Source organism: Hyalangium gracile (assembly GCF_020103725.1).
Taxonomy (GTDB): domain Bacteria; phylum Myxococcota; class Myxococcia; order Myxococcales; family Myxococcaceae; genus Hyalangium; species Hyalangium gracile.
On the sequence record NZ_JAHXBG010000001.1, the window covers coordinates 31,695 to 50,313 of the forward strand.

Annotated in this window: 15 protein-coding genes; 4 read left to right on the plus strand and 11 right to left on the minus strand. The window is 68.1% G+C overall.

The features are described from left to right. Positions 1-186: 186 nt before the first annotated feature. The 7 genes from KY572_RS47675 to KY572_RS00185 all read right to left on the minus strand — a co-directional run bounded on the left by KY572_RS47675 (position 187) and on the right by KY572_RS00185 (position 5,884). Positions 187-1,299, minus strand: coding sequence for a sensor histidine kinase (locus KY572_RS47675; protein ID WP_224240081.1), 1,113 nt, complete (start codon positions 1,297-1,299; stop codon positions 187-189). Beyond that, positions 1,296-1,970 (minus strand): response regulator transcription factor, encoded by a 675-nt coding sequence (locus tag KY572_RS00165; RefSeq protein ID WP_224240082.1) that lies wholly within the window; start codon positions 1,968-1,970, stop codon positions 1,296-1,298. The genes KY572_RS47675 and KY572_RS00165 overlap by 4 nt, the downstream gene beginning before the upstream one ends. Positions 1,971-2,030: 60 nt before the next feature. Then, the gene (locus KY572_RS00170; RefSeq protein ID WP_224240083.1) at positions 2,031-3,821 is read right to left on the minus strand and encodes an ABC transporter ATP-binding protein; all 1,791 of its coding nucleotides are present in this window, start codon (positions 3,819-3,821) and stop codon (positions 2,031-2,033) included. A gap of 67 nt (positions 3,822-3,888) precedes the next feature. Continuing rightward, entirely contained in the window at positions 3,889-4,011 is a 123-nt protein-coding gene (locus KY572_RS46910; RefSeq protein WP_263451260.1) for a hypothetical protein, read from the minus strand. Next, complete coding sequence (locus KY572_RS00175) at positions 4,004-4,498, minus strand: SRPBCC family protein (RefSeq protein WP_224240084.1); 495 nt, start codon at positions 4,496-4,498, stop codon at positions 4,004-4,006. The genes KY572_RS46910 and KY572_RS00175 overlap by 8 nt, the downstream gene beginning before the upstream one ends. Positions 4,499-4,500: 2 nt before the next feature. Continuing rightward, positions 4,501-4,968, minus strand: a complete 468-nt coding sequence (locus tag KY572_RS00180; protein ID WP_317987782.1) for an ArsR/SmtB family transcription factor — start codon at positions 4,966-4,968, stop codon at positions 4,501-4,503. Further along, positions 4,907-5,884 carry an AraC family transcriptional regulator gene (locus tag KY572_RS00185; protein ID WP_224240086.1) on the minus strand — a complete coding sequence of 326 codons (978 nt, stop codon included), beginning with the start codon at positions 5,882-5,884 and terminating at the stop codon, positions 4,907-4,909. Before KY572_RS00185 ends, KY572_RS00180 begins: the two co-directional genes overlap by 62 nt. 76 nt (positions 5,885-5,960) lie before the next feature. On the opposite strand from KY572_RS00185, the gene KY572_RS00190 reads away from it, so the two are divergent. Together KY572_RS00190 and KY572_RS00195 are read left to right on the plus strand one after the other, a co-directional pair. Then, positions 5,961-6,410 carry a nuclear transport factor 2 family protein gene (locus KY572_RS00190; protein WP_224240087.1) on the plus strand — a complete coding sequence of 150 codons (450 nt, stop codon included), beginning with the start codon at positions 5,961-5,963 and terminating at the stop codon, positions 6,408-6,410. Continuing rightward, on the plus strand, positions 6,407-7,297 hold the full coding sequence (locus KY572_RS00195; protein WP_224240088.1) for an NmrA family NAD(P)-binding protein: 891 nt from the start codon (positions 6,407-6,409) through the stop codon (positions 7,295-7,297). The genes KY572_RS00190 and KY572_RS00195 overlap by 4 nt, the downstream gene beginning before the upstream one ends. Before the next feature lie 68 nt (positions 7,298-7,365). Here KY572_RS00195 and KY572_RS00200 read toward each other — a convergent pair whose 3' ends face one another. Genes KY572_RS00200 through KY572_RS00210 form a run of 3 tightly spaced genes read right to left on the minus strand, consistent with a single transcriptional unit; the run spans position 7,366 to position 9,875 of the window. Next, positions 7,366-7,758: an iron chaperone gene (locus KY572_RS00200; RefSeq protein ID WP_224240089.1), complete on the minus strand. Its 393-nt coding sequence runs from the start codon at positions 7,756-7,758 to the stop codon at positions 7,366-7,368. 12 nt (positions 7,759-7,770) lie between these two features. Beyond that, complete coding sequence (locus KY572_RS00205; protein WP_224240090.1) at positions 7,771-8,451, minus strand: hypothetical protein; 681 nt, start codon at positions 8,449-8,451, stop codon at positions 7,771-7,773. Positions 8,452-8,483: 32 nt separating this feature from the next. Further along, on the minus strand, positions 8,484-9,875 hold the full coding sequence (locus KY572_RS00210) for a DOMON domain-containing protein (protein WP_224240091.1): 1,392 nt from the start codon (positions 9,873-9,875) through the stop codon (positions 8,484-8,486). An 89-nt stretch (positions 9,876-9,964) separates the two neighbouring features. On the opposite strand from KY572_RS00210, the gene KY572_RS00215 reads away from it, so the two are divergent. Together KY572_RS00215 and KY572_RS00220 are read left to right on the plus strand one after the other, a co-directional pair. Beyond that, entirely contained in the window at positions 9,965-10,504 is a 540-nt protein-coding gene (locus KY572_RS00215; RefSeq protein ID WP_224240092.1) for a DUF1697 domain-containing protein, read from the plus strand. A gap of 15 nt (positions 10,505-10,519) precedes the next feature. Then, positions 10,520-11,833, plus strand: coding sequence for a DUF418 domain-containing protein (locus KY572_RS00220; RefSeq protein ID WP_224240093.1), 1,314 nt, complete (start codon positions 10,520-10,522; stop codon positions 11,831-11,833). A 9-nt stretch (positions 11,834-11,842) separates the two neighbouring features. On the opposite strand, the gene KY572_RS00225 is transcribed toward KY572_RS00220, so the two are convergent. Next, positions 11,843-18,487: an Ig-like domain-containing protein gene (locus KY572_RS00225; RefSeq protein ID WP_224240094.1), complete on the minus strand. Its 6,645-nt coding sequence runs from the start codon at positions 18,485-18,487 to the stop codon at positions 11,843-11,845. Positions 18,488-18,619: the final 132 nt, after the last annotated feature.

Genomic DNA, 18,619 nt, shown 5'->3' on the forward strand with positions numbered 1-18,619 from the left:
TTCTCGAAGCGATCCTGCCAACTTGTCCTTCTTTCTTCGAAGACTGGCTCCAGTCTGGCAGTCCCCTCGGCCCTCTTCGGGTCTCGTCCCCTCTGAGAATCGCCCTGGCGAGCAAGTTGCACGGCTGACGCGCAGCGGCATTTCCCAGAGCGGTGAACGTGAAGCTGAGCAGCGAGGGGTTCTCGGTCAGGTGCCAGTGCCTCTCATCTGCTCGGGCAGCGCCGCCGAGGGGAGGCTCACGGTGAAGCAGGAGCCTCTCCCCAGGCCTTCACTCCGGGCCTCGATGTGCCCGCCATGGAGCTCGACAATCTTCCGGGCGATGGAGAGCCCCAGCCCACTTCCACCCGAGGCGTCCACGCGGCTGCGGGACTTGTCCGCCTTGTAGAAGCGATCGAAGACGAAGGGCAGATCCTCGGGCGCGATGCCGATGCCCGAGTCCGAGAGCCGCACGACGGAGTGTCCGTCCTCGAGCCGGAGCGCGATGCCAATCTTCCCTCCGGGCGGAGTGAACTTGATGGCGTTGTGGACGAGGTTGGTCCACACTTGGTTCAGCATGTCCTCATCCGCGGACTGGAGCACCGCTTCGAGGTCCGCCTCGACGTCGATGCCCTTGCCCGTCCACTGAGGCTCGGCCGCCAGGACGACGTCTCGGAGCTGGGTGTCCAGCCGGTAGCGCTTCGGGGCCGGGGCGTGCGCCTTCGAGTCCAAGGAGCTGAGCCGCAAGAGGTTCTCACTCAGTCGCGAGAGACGCCGGCTCTCGGCCTCGATGGTGGCGAGGTAGTGCTGGCGGGTCTCCTCGGGCAGCCCACCCTCCCGCAGGGCCTGGGCAAAGCCCCGGATCGACGTCAGGGGAGACTGGATCTCGTGGGAGACGTTGGAGATGAACTCCTGGCGCATGGTCTCCATCCGCTGGAGCGCCTCGGCCATCTGGTTGAGATCGACGGCGACCTTGCGGAACAGGTTCGCCGGAGCGTTCTCGCCCACCCGGTCGAGGGGGACGTTCACGGAGAAGTCGCCCCGGGCGATGCGGCTGAGCGCGTCGCTCATGAGGTGGAAGAAGTCCAGCCGCCGCCCGACCAGATACCGGGCGACGAAGTACATCATGAGGCCGAAGAGGACCAGCGTGAGCACCAGATCGAGCAGCCCCCGGACATAGGGGGTCAGCCGGACTCCGAGCGCCGTCAGGGCGAGCCCCTCGAGCCACGACACGACGGTCCACTCGAGCGCCAGCCCCACGATGACCGCCAGCGCCGTCAGCAGCGTCCGGCGGCGACGCGAGTCGATGAGCGGCGCCTTCACGGCGTGAGCTCCAGCCGATAGCCCAGTCCCCGGATCGCGGTGATGCGGTAGCCGAAGCGCGCCTCGGGGAAGCGTTCGCGCAGACGGTTGACGTGGACGTCGACCGTGCGGTCCGTCCCCTCGAAGTCGGAGCCCCAGACGGCCTGGATGAGCTGCTCCCGGGTGAAGGTCTTCCCCGGCGAGCTGCCCAGCTTGAAGAGGAGCTCGAACTCCTTGAGGGGAATGGTCAGGCTCTGCTCTCCGGCCTGGATCAGGTACGTCTTCCGGCTGAGCACGAGGCCGCCAATCTGCACGGTCTGCGAGGCCTCGATGTGGTAGCGCTTGAGCAGGGCCTTGACCCGGGCGACGAGCTCGGCCGGCTCGAAGGGCTTGACCAGATAGTCGTCGGTGCCGAGCTCGAAGCCCTTGAGCTTCTGCGACGTCTCCCCCTTCGCCGTCAGCATGAGGATGGGCAGCTCCCGGCGGCGCTTGAGCTCCTGGCAGAGCTGCCAGCCATCCATGTTCGGCATCATCACATCCAGCACGACCAGGTCCGCCCGCGTCCGCTCCAGGAGGCGCAGGGCCTCCCGGCCGTCCGGGGCCTCGACCACGTCGAAGCCCGAGGCCCCGAGGAAGTGTCGGACCACCTCGCGGATGTGCGGGTCGTCATCGACGACCATGATCCTCGCCATGCCTTCTCCTGGGTTCGCATTCTACAAGGAGCCCTCCGCCCGTCGCGGGGGCGCCACCGGTCAGGCGCGGGCCTCGACGCCCTCATGTGGACGCAGCTGCTGCTCGGCGAAGGTCCGGTAGAGCTCGTGGCTCCCCACGAGCTCGGAGTGGGTGCCACGCCCCGTCAGCTGGCCCTTCTCGACGAACAGGATGAGGTCGGCGTCCATCACCGTCGACAGCCGGTGCGCGATGATGAGCGTGGTGCGGCCGCGCATCAGGTTCTCCAGGGCCAGCTTGACGAAGTGCTCCGAGGTGCTGTCCAGGCTGGAGGTGGCCTCGTCCAGCATCAGGATGTCGGGATCGCGCAGGAGCGCTCGGGCGATGGCGATACGCTGCCGCTGCCCGCCGGAGAGCTTGACGCCCCGCTCGCCCACCTCCGTGTCATAGCCGTGGGGGAGGCCGCGGATGAACTCGTCGGCGTAGGCCAGCCGCGCCGCCTCGGCCACCTCCTCATCGCTCGGCGTCCGCTCCAGGCCATAGGCGATGTTCTCGCGGATGGTCCCCGCCATGAGGGGACAGTCCTGAGGCACGTAGCCAATGCGGCGCCGCCACGAGGCCATGGAGAACTCCTGGATCGGCTTCGAGCCGATCAGGATGGCGCCGGACTCAGGCTCGTAGAAGCGCTCGAGGAGCGAGAAGAGGGTCGTCTTCCCCGCGCCGCTCGGCCCGACGATGGCCGTCACGGTGCCTGGCTCCAGGCTGAAGCTCAGCTCCCGGCTCACGGGCTCGCCCGGCAGGTAGCTGAAGCTCACCCGCTCGAAGCGGATGGGCAGGCGGGCCGCCTCGAGGTGGACGCCCTCCTCCGGCTTCTCCTCGGGCGTCTCCAGCAGGGTGATGATGCTCTGCGTGGCGCCGCGCGCCTTCTGGAGCTGGACGAAGAAGTGGGTGATCTGCCCGACGGGGAAGATGGCCTGGATCAGATACAGGATGAACGCGACCAGCGCTCCCGCCGAGAGCTGACCCGACGAGACCAGGAGCCCGCCGTAGCCGATGACGAGGACGAGCAGGCCCATCATCACCAGGGCCATCACCGGCCCGATGATGGCCTGGACACGCCCCTCCTTGAGGCCGAGCTGGAAGAGCCGCTCGATGTTCTCCCGGCCCTTGCGGTACTCGCGCGCCTCCGCGTTGGAGGCCTTCACCAGGCGGATCTCCGAGAGCACCTGGGCCAGCAGCGAGGTGAACCGGGCGTTCTCGTCCATCGTGCCCATGGCCACCTTGCGCATGGTGCGCGCCAGGGGCACGAACACTCCGAGGCAGACGGGCAGGGCCACGAGCATCACCAGGGCCATCTTCCCGTTCAAGGCGATGAGGAGGCTGACCGCTCCGACCAGGGAGATGATTCCCGAGACGAAGCCCGAGAGGTTGTCGGTGATGAGCGCCTTGACGACCGCGGTGTCGTTGGCCATGCGGGAGATGAGGTCTCCAGCGTGGTGCGCATCGAAGTACCGGACCGGCAGGGCGAGCTGCTTCCTCCACAGCCGATCGCGGATGCCGACGACGATTCGCTGGCCGACGAGCGTGAGCAGGTAGATCGAGGTGGCGCTCGTCACGGCCTGGAGCGTGAAGGCGACGCCGATCAGCGCCATCTGGCGGTAGTCGAGGGCCGCCAGCGAGAAGGCGTCCACGAGGTTCTTGGTGAACAGCGGAACGACCAGGCTCACCACGGTCGAGCTCACGCTCAGTGCCAGGGCGGTGCTGAGCAGGGGCAGCGAAGGCTTCGTGGTGGCGATCAGGCTCAGGAAGCTCTTGAAGCTCGCGGCGCCCTGGGTGGGTTCTTCGTCCATCATCCGGGGGTTCTTGGGGTCCATGCGCGGGACCCTACGCCCCGTTTTTAAACGGATGATAAACCGCGCACGGAGCCCGAGCCGCCTGTCCTCAACCCTCGCCGAGCAGCCCGCTCTCGCGCAGGACTCCACAGATGAGACCGTAGTGGAGCCCACGGCCCGTGAAGCGCATCTCGAACACGAGCCCCCGCAGGTCCGCCACCTCCCTAGGCATGCGCGGCGGATGCGCTCGGCCCAGCAAGCACTGTGTCGAGCTGGGGCATGGCCGCGCGCAGCCCTTCTTCCATGCCCTTTGCCACCGTCTCCATGGCTTCAACGCTCGAGAACCGCGTGACGCAGGTCATGCGAGAGCCCGTCGGCGTGGTCTCGAAGGTGAACTTCATCGCCGCCGGCATGTTCTCGTCCTCGGCGTTGTCTTCGCCGTCCTTCGCCTCGAACGAGCTGATGGGATTCACCGCGGTGAACTTCCAGGAGCCGCTCCACTTCTCTCCATTCGGCCCGGAGAGGAAGTACTCGGCGCGACCGCCCACCTTGAAGTCATGACGCGTGAAGGTGGCGGGCCAGGTGGGTGGTCCCCAGAAGCGCTCGAGCTGGCGCGGGTCGGCAAAGGCCTCCCAGAGGCGCTTCTGCGAAACGGGATAGTCGCCCACGACGGTGAGGGTGAGCTTTGCGACGTCCTTGGTGACAGAGGTCAGCGGCATGATCATCTTCCCTTCGGTAGAAGAACATCGTCGAGCTGCGCCATGCGCTGGCGCCAGATGGATTCGAAGTAGTCGAGGAGCTCGCTGGCGCGCTGGAGCCGCGCGTGGTTGGTGGAGACCAGCTGCTCGCGGCCGTTTGCACGCTTCTGGATGAGCCCCGCGCGCTCGAGCACGGCGACGTGCTTTTGCACGGCGGCGAAGCTCATCTCGTACCGCGCGGCAAGCTCGGACACCGACAGCGATTCCGTGAGCGACCGCGCCAGGATGTCGCGCCGCGTGCCATCGGCCAAGGCACGGAAGATCTGGTTGAGCGTCTCTTCGCTCTCTTGTCGATGTACAACCATATGGTTGTAGGTTAACCATCGCCCGTTCGTTTTGGCAAGGTCTCTTCGCTGGACCGCGGTTTGATCAGGGCAAGTCGCGGCGTCCCATGGACTGGGCCCGCCGGTACGCTCCGGGCCCGACGCCATGCCACCGCTTGAACGCCTTGTTGAAGGCCACGGCGCTGACGTAGCCCACGCGATCGGCAATCTGGGGAAGGCTGTCGCTCGTCTCGCGCAGCCACTGCGCCGCCTTGGTCATCCTCCACCGGGCGAGGTACTGCAGCGGTGGCTCCCCCACGAGCGCATGGAACCGCGCCGCGAACCCCGAGCGTGACATCCCCACCGCCGCCGCCAGGCTCTCCACGGTCCAGGGCTCGCGCAGCCTGGCATGCATCAGCCCGAGCGAGGCGCCGATGCTGGGGTCCGCCAGCGCCTGCAGTCCCGCTCCCGCGCCCTTGGAGGCCGCCGCCTGTCTGCGGAACGCCTGGACGAGCAGGACATCCGCGAGCCGCCCGAGAATGATGGCGCTGCCCTGCTCGAAGGCCGAGCTCTCGGCGGTGATGAGCTGCACCGTCGAGGCCAGCCAGGGAGCAGCCCGCGCATCGTTCGTGGAGAGATGGATGGCGGAAGGGAACGTGGAGAGCAGGGGGCTGTGAGCGCCCGCGCTGAACTGGAAGCAGCCGGTGATGAGCAGGCTGCTCGCACCGTCGCCGCCCAGCCGGAGCGGCGCCGACAGCGAGCCACGCAGCTCCTCCGGGGGGATGAAGTCCCGAGGCAAGAGGGCTTTTCGGGCTCCATCGTCGAGCACGTGGGCCGAGCCATGGGGCACCAGCACCACATCTCCCGCGGACACCAGGAGGGGCTCCTCCTGCCCGTCGATCCGGAGCCGCATGCTGCCCCGCGCCAGTACGTAGAAGGCCGAGCTCGGCTTCTTCGGCATGCGTATCGCCCAGGGCGCTGCCAGCTCGAAGCGGCCAAAGAGGAGGGTGGTGAACCGCATCGTCTCCAGCACGTCCGAGACGACGTCGGTGTGGCCGTCCAGATAGCCTGGACGCTCAGGCAATAGATTTGGACCCGCAGGCATTGAGAGTCCATAACTTCTGGAGCATCTCTTGGCCATCACAAACCAGGAGCTCTCCATGACTCTCGCCTCATCCTCTCGCAACGCTGGCGTCCTGCTGGACGCGCATCTGGCACTCATCGGCACCGACATCGAGCGCTGGCTCGAGCTCTTCGCCGAGGACGCCATCGTCGAGTTCCCCTATGCCCCGTCCCTCGGCGTGCCCGCGCGCCTGGAGGGCAAGGAGGCCATCCGCCGGTACTTCATCGAGACGCCGAAGCACTTCCTGGGGTTCGTCTTCACGAACCTCCGGCGCTACCTCACGACCGATCCGGAGGTGGCGCTCGCGGAGGTCCACGGCGCGGCAACCATCGCCATGACAGGGCGTCCGTACGAGCAGGACTACGTCATGCTGGTGAAGGCGCGGGACGGGAAGATTGCCCTCTACCGCGAGTACTGGGACCCCATCCCGGGGCTCAAGGCCTTCGGCGGCGAGGCGAACCTGCAGCGCATGGTGAGTGCGTCATGAGGCCCTCTCGAAGCAGGAACCCGGCGCGTGTCCTCGTCACCGGGCCCACGGGCAACACCGGACGTCACGTCGTCTCTCGCCTCAAGGAGCTTGGCCTCACCGTCCGGGCCGCGAGCCGGAGCGCCCCTCCGCCGGACAGCACCCTCGAGCACGTGCGCTTCGACTGGGCCGACACGTCCAGCCACGAGGAGGCCTTGTCCGGTGTGGACCGGATGTACCTGATCGCCCCCGTCCTGGTGGAGGACCCTTCCCCCATCATGCTGCCCTTCATCGAGCGCGCGCTGGAGCGCGGAGTCCGACGGGTCGTCGTGCTGAGCGCCTCCGTGGTGCCGGAGGGAGCGCCGGGCCTGGGGACCGTGCACCGGATGCTCCGTGAACGCGCGCCCGAGTGGACCGTGCTCCAGCCGTCGTGGTTCATGCAGAACTTCGTGAGCCCTGGGCACCACCACGGGGCCAGCCTCCAGCGAGACGGGCTGCTGATGACGTCCACGGGCGAGGGCCGCGTCGGGTTCGTCGACGCCCAGGACATCGCGGAGGTGGCCGTCCGGGCGCTCGCGGATGAGTCCTCCCATGACACCGCGCACGTCATCACCGGCCCACAGGCGCTGCGATACGACGACATCGCGGCGGTGCTCTCCAAGGTGGCCGGGCGCCCGATACGACACAAGCATGTGGACCCCGACGAGGCCCGGCGTCACATGATGAGCGCGGGGATGCCAGAGCGGTATGCACGGTTCCTCGTCCAGCTCGACGAGTCCATCCGGGAAGGCGCCGAGGCCCGGGTGACCGACACCGTCTCGCGCGTCACCGGCCGTGAGCCCCGGTCCTTCGAGGCGTTCGCCAGGGCTCACGCCGCGTTCTTCGCGACTCCTCCCAGCGGTGGGTGACGAAGCGCTCCCAGCGCTCGAGGGAGCGCGCCCAGTCCTCCGCCATGTGCCTGGACATCGAGCGTTCCTCACTTCGTCTTCTTCTTGGACCTGGCTGCTGCTCGCTCCAGGTTCTCCTTCACCCTGAACTTCACGATCTTGCTCAACAGCCCGAACGGGATGGGCTCACCGTAGGGGAACTTCAACGAGCCCTTGGGCCCCGCATACGGCGCCATCTCGTCCGAGAGGGCTCCGTCTCCCGTCGTCGTGTCGAAGAATCCGATGTGCTTCTTGTACGCGGCGAAGAACACCAGGTTGCCCTCCAGCAGGAAGGCCGGCATCTCGTACTTGATGGCCTCCTCCGCCTTGGGCGCCGCCTTTCGGACCGTCTTCCGGATCTTCTCCAGCTGCTCCTGGACGTCGGGTGGAAAGGCCGCGATGTACTCGTCGATCGTCTTGGGTGCTGCACGAGCCGTCTTCATTTCATTCCCCGCTCATCCTCGGAGCCGCCAGTCCGGAAAGTGCAGCTCGAGCCAGGCCTCGTAGGGTCGGATCTCTCCCTGCGACAGGTAGGCGGCGTAGCACCGCACCTGGCGTCTCCAATACTCGAGCATCCGAGCATACCGGTCCTCCCACCCCAGGCGGCGAATCAATCCCTCCAGGCGCTCCAGCTCTTCGAGCATCTCGCCGCACTGCTCGACACTCGCCCCGTTCATTCCGTACAGGACGCCCATGGGTAGCTCGTGCATGGCGTGGTGGAACCACGCCGTGAGGTGCTCCACGAGGGGCACGGTGACCCGGACGTCGTCTGGACTCCACTCCGCCGCCCTCCTCAACATGGCGAAGGAGGTCTGCGCGTCCGGAGGTAGCTGTTCCCAGAGCCGGCCCGCGTTGCTGTAGCGCCTCATCAGCCATGCGAACCACCGGGCGGCGTCCGCATCGCGGCGGGCGTACCTCCGCAGCAGGACCGGATAGATGAGGTCGCGCAGCAGCGGGTAGCGCATCTGCGGAATGCCGAGCTCGCGTGGCACGGGGTTCCTGTCGATGAGCTCCTCGCAGACCGACACGACCCACTGCTCCTTCCACTCCTCCGGGTACTGGCGAAGGGATGCGGCGAGCTCCTCGGCAACCTGGAGGGCCTCCTTCCGGCGACCGCGCGCGTCCAGGGACAGCATGCGCTCCCATCGCTCCTGGTCCTCTGGCGCCATCATGGCTTCGAGGTGCAGCCGTCAACCTTGGGAACGAACAAGGGCGGGTACTCGGTGGACGCCCGGAAGGTCTGCGTGGCCGCTACCAGTGACTGTTGCCGGCCGTCCTCGGCGTCGGAGTAGCGGAGGGTCAACTTCCGGGTGGAGTCCGTGCCCCACAGCGCCTGCCGAGGTAGCTCGCACTGGACCCGGAGCTCGTTGGCCGCACGGGGGGCCTGCCTCGCCGTGGGGCGTGTCCACGAGCACCGAGCCGCTTCCAGGGGCTCCTGGACATCCTTGCCGCCCGGCTCACGCCAGCGCTCCACGCGCGCGGCCCCCTTGGGCAACAGGAGCACCGAGAGCATCGTCCCCCGGGCCGGTCCATCCTCGGCAAGGAGCTCGAGGTGATCGCAGCTCACGGCGGCCCGCTTGCCATCCGCGCAGGCCTGGAGCTCCAGCGTGTCGTCGACCACGGTGGTGATCACCTGAAGGTGCTCGGCCGTCAGCGCCAGCTGCCAGCGCGCCGCCGCGTCCAGGGGGCCATCCCAGGAGAAGATGCCATAGGTCACCTGCCGGAGCCGTGATGCATCCACGGGGGTGATCTGACGCGTGTCCTTCCAGGAGGCGGCGCTCTCGGGAATCTCGCCAGGCTCCGAGGTCCGTCGGAGCCGATCGAGCAGCAGCGCGTGAGCCCCCAATCCGATATCCCCGGAGCACCCGTTCTTGCATTCCGACCCTCCGACGTCGACGGACTTCTCCGAGAGATAGGCTGTCGGTCCGTAGTAGCCGAAGGGCTGCGGATACAGCGCGAGCAGCTCCATCTTCTCGGAGCCCCGGGCCTGCCACATGAAACAGGAGGCCTCCTCATCCTGGCTCTGGACGCTCACCAGGCAGCCGCGCCGGTTGCAGGTGCCCTTCGCGGTGACGAACTGGCTGGCGCAGGCTGGGCCGGCTTTCTTGCACGCCGCGATCGCCGCCCTCAGCGTCCGCTGGGGCGCATCCGAGGTGCGAGGTTCGGGCTCCTCCTGCTCCGATGGGGACTCCCAGACCATGACACCCATCTCCTGCTTGAATCGCCCGCGCTCATCCAGCACGAAGTAGGGCGGTGAGCCGATGGTCCCTTCGCCTGGCCCGGTGATCTTCCCCTGGGGATCACGCAGGATGACCCAATAGCTGGCGTGGCCGCTCATGCAGCAGGAGCTGACGACGCGCGCGCACCACCCTCCCTTGCAGACAGGCGGGCCCGCCGCGTCCTCGCGGTGGAAGAAATCGTCCGGGCCCGCATCCGGAGCGGGTGCCTGAGCGCTGGCGGTCCAGGACACGCCGAGCAGCACCAGCACCGCTGCCACCATCCACAGCGACTGTCGTGGGCTGGAGCGAGGGAAGCTCTGGAAGTCGTGGTGGCGGGGCATGGTCGAGGTACTCCTCTTCTACTACGGCCGGCCCTCCTCGCGGATGAAGCGGCAGGTCGCGGGCCGGCCGTGTGCTAGGACGCACGGCCATGACCCGGTACATCGCCCTGCTGCGCGGCATCAACGTAGGTGGCAACAAGAAGGTCTCGATGGCGCAGCTCCGCAAGGTGCTGGAGGGGCTCGGCTACACCGACGTGGCCACCCTCCTTCAGAGCGGCAATGCCGTCTTCACGAGCAAGGAGAAGAGCCCGGCGAAGCTCATCAAGCAGATCGAGGCCGGCATCGTCGAGGGGTTCGGCTTCGAGGTCTCCATCATCCTCCGGACGCGGGATGAGCTGGCCGCGGTGATCGACGCCAACCCGCTCCCGGGCGCGGACGACGCGCCCACTCAGTTCACCGTGACGTTCCTGTCCGACGTCCCGGATGCGAAGCGGATCCAGCAGATCGACGCGGCGGCGTACCTGCCGGACGAGTTCCGCTGGACCGGGCGGGAGATCTACGCCCGATTCCCAAACGGCATGGCGAGGTCCAAGCTGGCCACCCTGCTCAGCGGGCTCCGCCTGGGAGTCACCCCGACGGCCCGCAACTGGAACACCGTCAAGAAGCTCCTGGAGCTCGCCGACCGTTGAACCCCTCCCAAGCCCATGAGCGTCTCCCTTCCCGCTGACTCCGTGCCGGCCGCCCCCGCTCAACCGCTGGACAGCGGCGAGCGTCTGGTCCTCCTCGACGCGCTGCGAGGGTTCGCGCTCAGCGGCGTCTTCATCTCCAACGTCTACATGTGGTTCAGCGGGCTCGCGTTCATGTCGCGCCCCCAGATCGAGGCGCTCAACCGCGAGGCGTCCGTCCTGGACGGCGTGGCGCGCTTCGCGACGATGTTCCTGGTGTTCGGGAAGTTCATCACCCTCTTCTCGTTCCTCTTCGGCCTGGGCTTCGCCGTGCAGATGGGTCGAGCCGAGCAGCGCGGCACGTCCATCGTCCCGCTCTATGCCCGCCGCCTGGGCATCCTCGTGGCCATTGGCCTCGGCCACATGTTCCTCATCTGGTTCGGTGACATCCTCACCTCCTACGCCCTCATGGGCTTCGGGCTCCTCCTGTTCCGGAGCCGCTCCGACAAGACGCTGCTCCTGTGGGCCTGCGTCTTCATCTTCCTGGCGCCTGTCGTCACCGGACTCGTCCCGCAGCTGCTGGAGCCGCGCGGCTCGGCGGAGGCCCTGGCCGCCGCCGCCAAGGAGGCCTCGGAGCGCTCCGCCGCCACCAAGGCCCAGGTGCTGGAGGCGTTCACCCATGGCAGCTACCTCGATGCGGTGCGAGTCGGCGCCGTCGGCTACGTGCGGGAGTTCCTCAAGCTGCACCTGCTCTTCCTGCTGCCCATCCTCGGCAGGTTCCTCCTGGGCCTGCTGGCGGGCCGCCACAGGGTCTTCCACGACGTGGTCCAGCACCGGCCCTTCTTCCGCAAGCTGCTCCTCTGGGGATTCGTGGCGGGGGCGATTGGCAACGGCGCCAGCATCCTGGTGACCCAGCTCGTGAGCCGCAAGGTGTTGTCCCCCGCCTCCCTGCCCTGGCTGCCCCACGTCATGAGTCCGGTGCGGACGCTGGGCGAGCTGGGCCTGGCGGCTGTCTACGCGGCGGCCTTCGCCCTGCTCTTCCAGCGCGCCTTCTGGCGGCGCGTGCTCTCGGTGCTCGCGCCGGCTGGCCGCATGGCGATGACGAACTACCTGTCCCAGAGCGTGATCAGCGTCCTCATCTTCTATGGCTACGGGCTGGGGCTCATCGGCAAGGCCCGGCCCGCGCTGTGCGTGGGGCTCTGCCTGGGGATCTTCACCGTCCAGGTGCTGGTGAGCCACCTGTGGCTGTCACGCTTCCGCCTCGGCCCCGCCGAGTGGCTGTGGCGCTCGCTCACCTACGGCAAGGCCCAGCCCATGCGCCGCGATCCCGGTACGGCCGAGATCGCGGTGTAGCCCGGCGGCTCAGTTCACCTTCAGGGAGATGGCCGCCGACGTCGTGACGTTGCCCGCCGCGTCATAGGCCTTGGCCGTCAGCGTGTGCCATCCCTTCGGCACGGTCAGCAGGCCCCAGCTCACGCTGTAGGGCGCCGTGGTGTCCGTGCCGATGACCGCGCCCCCGTCGTAGAACACCACCTGGGTGACACCGACGTTGTCACTGGCGCTCGCCTGGATGGTGGTGCTCAGGAACGCCGATGAGCCGTTCGCCGGAGAGGTGATCGCCACGGTGGGCGCGGTGTTGTCCACCGTCACCGTGCGGCCAAGGGACCAGATGGAGTTCCCTGCCAGATCATAGGCCCGAGAGGTGAGCGTCACGCTGCCATCGGCCTGAGCCGTCGTGTCCCAGCTCACCGCATACGGCGCCGTGGTGGCCGTGCCGATCAGCGCCGAGCCCGCGTAGAACTCGACCTTTTCCACTCCGAGGTTGTCGCTGGCGGTGGCGCTGACCGGGACAGTCCCTCGCACGCGAGCGTTCTGCGCGGGAGTGCCGAGGGTCGTCGTCGGCAGGGTGTTGTCCACCGTCACCTCCACCGCGGCGGAGGTGACGACGTTGCCCGCGCTGTCGTAGGCCTTCACCGTGAGCGTGTGGGCGCCGTCCGTTACGCCCGCCTGATTCCAGAGCAAGCTGTAGGGCGCGGAGGAGGACGTGCCGATCCGCGTGGCCCCATCGTAGAACTCGACCTTCGTCACCCCTGAGGAATCGCTGGCCGTGGCCGCGAGCGTGGCGCCGCTTCGGAGGAATGCTCCCTGCGAGGGTGAAGTGAGTGCCGCATCGGGCAGGGTGTTGTCGACGGTCACCCCCACCGCCGCGGACGTGCGCACGTTGCCGGCGCCGTCGTAGGCCTTCGCGGTGAGCGAGTGGGCACCGTCCGCCACCCCGGCGCTGTTCCAGCCCACGGCGTAGGGCGCGCTGGTGTCGGTGCCGACCAGCGCCCCGTCCGCGTAGAACTCGACCCTCACCACCCCAGCGGTATCGCTGGCCGTGGCGCTGACCTGGACCGTCCCGCCCACCCGGGCGTTCTGCGAGGGAGCGCTGATGGCCGTCGTCGGCAGGGTGTTGTCGATGGTCACCCCCACCGCCGCGGAGGTGCCGACATTGCCGACGATGTCATAGGCCTTCACCGTGAGCATGTGGGCTCCGTCCGTCACGCCCCACGTGCTCCAGTTCATCGAATATGGAGGCGTGGTGGACGTGCCGATCAACGTCACGCCGTCGTAGAACTCGACCTTCGTCACGCCCAGGCCGTCGCTGGCGGAGGCCTGGAGCGTGGCACTGCCTCGGATGGCCATTCCCTGCGCGGGTGAGCTGAGCGCCACGCCCGGCTGGGTGTTGTCGATGGTCACCCCCACCGCGGCCGAGGTTCCAGCGCGGCCGCTCGCGTCGTAGGCCTTCGCGGTGAGCGTGTGGATGCCGTCCGCCACCGAGGCGCTGTCCCAGCTCACGGCATAGGGCGCGCTGGTGTCGGTGCCGATCAGCAGTCCATCCGCGAAGAACTCGACGTGCGACACCGCCACGTCATCCGAGGCCGTCGCCGTCAACGAGAGCACGCCCCTCGCCTTCGTATTGCTGGAAGGCGCGGTGAGCGCCACCACCGGGTCCGAGTCCACCGCGAAGATGAGATCGTCCCGCTCGTCATAGGAGCCGGAGCTGCAGGCCGTACCGTTGCCGGCGCCCCTGCGGATCTGAGCCCGAACCGCCTGCAGGAAGCCCATGGGCAGCACGTACTCCGTCGAGAAGACCTGGCCCCCGCTCGCGCTCGGCGTGAACGTGGTCAGGTACGTCCATGAGGGCTGGGTGGCAGTCCCCGTGTAGAACAGGTCGACCGCATCCGCGGCGGTGTCGTGGATGTAGGCGTAGACGTCGACCCGGACGCGCTGCCCCTGGGCGAGGAGCCCTCCACTGACGGACGACAGCTTGATGCGGTGGATCGCCTCCATGCCGGAGACGGGACCGTCCGAGCAGCTCCAATGGATCGTATTGGTCCCGTGGGGCTCCGAGGTGTGCCGGCCCGCCACCAGCGTCACGGTGTCGCAGACGGCGTTCACGGTGGCGCACTTCGGCGCGAAGAGCACCGAGTCGTATACGGCGCTCCCGGGCTGGCTCGTGGTCACGGTGAGCGAAGCGCTCGTGCCCATGTTGTTGGCTCCGTCATAGGCCTTCGCGGACAGGGTGTGGCTCCCGTTCGCCCACGAGCCGCTGTCCCAGACCGCGCTGAACGGCGCCGTCGTGTCGCTGGCGAGCACCACTCCGTCCACGAGGAACTCGACCCGGGCCACGCCCGTCGCGTCCGTGACGTCCACCTCGAGGGAGACCTGGCCATTCAGCGTCGCCCCGCTGGCCGGAGAGGTGAGCGCCACGGTCGGGGCCGCGTTGTCGACCGTCACGTTCACCCCCGCGGAGGTGGCGATGTTGCCGTAGGTGTCCGTGGCCCGCGCGGTCAGCGTGTGGCCGCCGCTCGTCGCCGTCCTCGTGTCCCATTGGAAGCTGTAGGGAGCGGAGGTGTCCGCGGCAACCCGCGTCCCATCCACGAGCAGCTCGACCTGGCTCACCCCGTAGGCATCGCTGGCGCTCGCCGAGATGGTCGCAGTCCCTCCCAGCACGGCCCCGCTGCCCGGCGCGGTGATCGAGACGGACGGAGGCGTGGCGTCCACCGAGACGGTCACCCCTACCTGCGCCGAGGTTCCCACGTTGCCGGTGGCGTCGTAGGCCCTGGCGCTCAGGAGGTGCTGGCCCTTCGGCTCGCTCGTCGTGCTCCACGCGTAGCTGAAGGGCGCGGTGGTATCGGAGCCGAGCAGCCGGGTGCCGCTGTAGAACTCGACGCGGGTGACCCCCAGATTGTCCGTGGCCTCCGCGGAGAGCGTCACCGTCCCGCTCACCCTCACACCTGCGGCGGGAGCCGTGAGCGTCACCACCGGCGCCATCAGATCGTTGTCCGCCGTCACCGTCACCGGCTCGGAGAGCACCTCGTGCCCGGCCGCGTCGCGGACTCGCGCTGTCAGCGTCCGGGGACCGTTCGGGCCGCTCCGGGTGGCCCAGCTCACGCTGTACGGAGCCGAGGTCGCCGTACCGATCAGCGTCGCTCCTTCATGGAAGTCCACGGACACCACGCCGAAGTTGTCGCTCGCCGCAGCCGTCAGCGTGACGGTCCCCGTCACGGTGGCCCCACTGCTGGGAGCCGTGATCGACACCTGCGGTGGAACGGAGTCCGTCTCCTGGCCGACCGCGAAGACCACGTCGTCACGGTCGGTGTACTCGGGGTACGGGTTGTTCGCCGCCTCGTTGCAGGCTCCCTCCCCTCCAATGAGCTTGAAGACCGCGCGCACGGCCTGCAGGCCGCCCTCTGGCAGGACGTACTCCGCCGACAGCGTCGTGAGCTTCTGGTCGCTCCCGCTCGGAGGCTTGACGCTGGTGATGAACGTCCACGAGGGCTGGGTCGCGTTCGTCGCGCCATAGAGGTAGAGGGTGTTGTAGGCGGCGTTGAAGACCCACGCATCGACCTCGATCCGGACCCGCTTCCCGGCCGCCAGGGCCGTGCCATCCTCTCGGATGATCCGGATCCGCTCGATGGACTCGTCGTAGCGATAGGACCCGGCGGGGCCGTCGGCGCATCCATCCAGCGTGTTGGGGCTGTTCCTCTCGGGGCCGAGCAGCGCCCTGCCCTTGACGAGGGTCCGGGTGTCACAGTGAGCCAGCACCGTGTCGCACCGTGGCACCTTCAACACCGGATCGAACCGCGCGTTGCCCGGGTGGCTCGTCTCCACGGTCACGGGCGCGCTCGTCGTCCGGTTGCCTCCCACGTCCTGGGCGATGACGGTCAGCGTGTGGCTGCCGTTGAACACACTCTCCGAATCCCAGGAGATGGCATACGGCGCCGTCGAGTCGGCCTCGATGAGATCGCCGTCCACGTAGAACTCCACCTGCTGGATGCCCCGGTCGTCGCTCGCGGTCGCCTCGAGGGAGACCGTGCCGTTCAAGGCCGCTCCTTCCGAGGGCGTGGTGATCGCGGTCTGGGGAGGGAAGTAATCGTTGTCCACCAGCACGCTCACCGTGCGGATCGTGACGTTGTTGGACGCGTCGGTGGCCCTCACGGTGAAGGTGTGCACTCCGTTGGGCACCGTGCGGCTGTTCCATCTGTAGCTGAACGGCGAGGTGGACTGGGGCGAGAAGAGCGGGGTGTTGTCCACGATGATGTCGACGCGCACCCTGCCCCTGTCGTCGCTGGCAGTGCCCGTGACCCAGACGAACTGGTTCACGATCGCTCCATCCAGCGGCTGGTCGAGCGACACTTGCGGCGGCTCGTGATCATTGTCGACGACGACCTGGACAGGCGCCGAGACCGTGACGTGCCCCACCGCGTCATACGCACGAGCCGTCAGCGTGTGGGTGCCGTTGGGAGCCGTCCAGCTGTTCCAGATTCCCGAGTAGGACGGGTGGTAGTCGGTGATGATCAGCGTGTCTCCGTCGTACACCTCCACGCGCTGCACGCCGAAGTCGTCGCTGGCCGCCACCTCGATGAGGTAGTTGCTCGACGGCGGATATCCCTGGGACGCCGATGAGATCGACACGGTCGGCGGGGTGAGGTCCGCCACCTCCGGACCCACCGAGATGAGCAGGTCGTCATGATCGTTGAGGGAGCCCGGAACACAGGCCGAGCCGTTCCCCGCCCCCGAGCGGTACACCCCGCGGAGGACATGCCTCCCACCCGCCGGCAGCAGGTACGTGGTCGACAGCACCTGGGTCCCGAACTCCCTCGGCGTCAGGGTGTCGACATGGGTCCAGGTGGGGTTGCCGGGGTCGGCCGCGAGGTAGAGCTCCAGCGTCTCCTGCTGGTGGTTCATGCTCGCGAAGACCGTGGCCTGGACCTGCACCTCCTTGCCGGGAATGAACGCGGTGCCGTCGGCCCGCGAGACGACGAGCCGATCCAAGGAGGGGGTGAAGCGCGAGCTGCCCGCCGTCCCGTCCTCGCAGGCGCCGCCCAGGGTGTTGGGCTGATGGGGCTCGGGCCCCACGCTCCCCCGTCCCTCCAGCAGCTGCATCGAGTCACACCGGTTGCCCACGGCCGCGCACGCAGGCACGCCCCACACCGGATCGAACGTCGCGTTCTCCGTGTTCGCGACCGTCACCGTCACCGGCGCGCTCTCCTCCGAGTTGCAGTTCGTATCGAAGGCCCGGGCGGTGAGCACCCCCGAGCCGTTGGGCTCGGTCGCGCTGTCCCAGGCCAGCTCATAGGGCGCCGTGGCATCCGAGCCGAGCGAGCGGCCGTCGAGGAAGAACTCCACCGTCAGTCCCGGCGCGTTGTCCGTCGCGGTGGCGGCCAGCGTCACCGTGCCGCTCAGGTTCGCACCGGAGGTGGGGGCGGTGACGGTGACTTGCGGCGGCGTCTGGTCCGCCCCGGAGCAACCTTCCGTGTACAGGAGCCGGCGCGTCGTGTTCCCGGGCGCGGCGACCTTGTCCTGCGTGGCGCGCCGGAGGAGCTCCGCCTTGACCTCCGCGGGCGAGGCGTCCGGATGCTCCTCCAGGATGAGCGCCGCCACACCCGCCACGTGCGCGCTCGCCATCGAGGTGCCGCTGAGGGTGGTCCACTGGTTGTCGCTGCCCCCGAAGGCCGAGACGATGTCCTGGCCCGGCGCATAGAGGTCCACGCAGGGCCCGTAGTTGGAGAAGTCGGCCGGCCAGTCGAGGTGGCTCTGGGTCGCCCCGACCATCACCGCGAAGGGCTTCCCCGTCGGCAGGCGGTAGCACACGTCCATGTGATCGTTGCCCGCGCCCATCGAGTAGAAGACGCCGGCGTTGATGGAGCGGGCAAGCGCGTCACCCACCGCTCCCTCCCAGCTGCCGCCCAGGCTCAGGTTGGCCACCGCCGGCTTCTGGTGGTGCGCGGTGACCCAGTCGATGCCAGCCACCACCCAGGAGGTGAGCCCCACGCCCAGGCAGTTGAGCACCTGCAGGGAGTGCAGCGTCACCCCCTTGGCCACGCCGTACTCGGCGCCGCCGATCGTCCCCGCCACGTGCGTGCCATGGCTGTTGCAGCTGCCCGTATTGTTGGCGTCCCCGAAGATGGACCACTCGGCGTGCGCCCGCCCCCCGAAGTCCTGGTGGGTGGTGCGGATGCCATCATCCAGGACGTAGACGTGAACCCCACTGCCAGTGAGGCTGTAGTGGTACTGGCGGTCCAGGGGCTGAGCCCGCTGGTCGATGCGGTCGAGCCCCCAGGACACGAACTCCTGTGTGGCCAAAGCGGAGACTTCGGAGTCCTCCTCCACGTAGCGCACACGCGGGTCCTTGCTCAGCGCCAGCGCGGCGGCCTCCGGCATCGTCGCGGCAAAGCCCTGGAGGGCATGGGAGTACACTCGGTCCACCGTGGCCCCATGAGGCGCCGCGAGCTGCCTGGCGAATGCCGCCACCTGCGCCCCGGCCACGACCTTCTCCTCCAGGACGACGATGTATCGCCCTCGCACCGCCTTCTCGGCCTTCCGCAGCCGGCTCCCCACCGCGAGGGACTGGGCCTGCGTCTTCACGGCCTCCGGCTCGGTCAGCCCGGTCCCCAACGGGAACTCGCACGATGCGAGTACGAGTGCTGCCACCAGCAGTGTCATCAGGTTCCGCACGGGCCCCCCTCGAGGGTCGAGAGCTGCGTCCTGATGTATTGAAGAAATCCCGGGAAATTGGATCGCCCGGCGTGCAGAAAATGACGAACGGCGCGTCATCATGAAACACGTGTTTCACCGCGTCACGGCTTC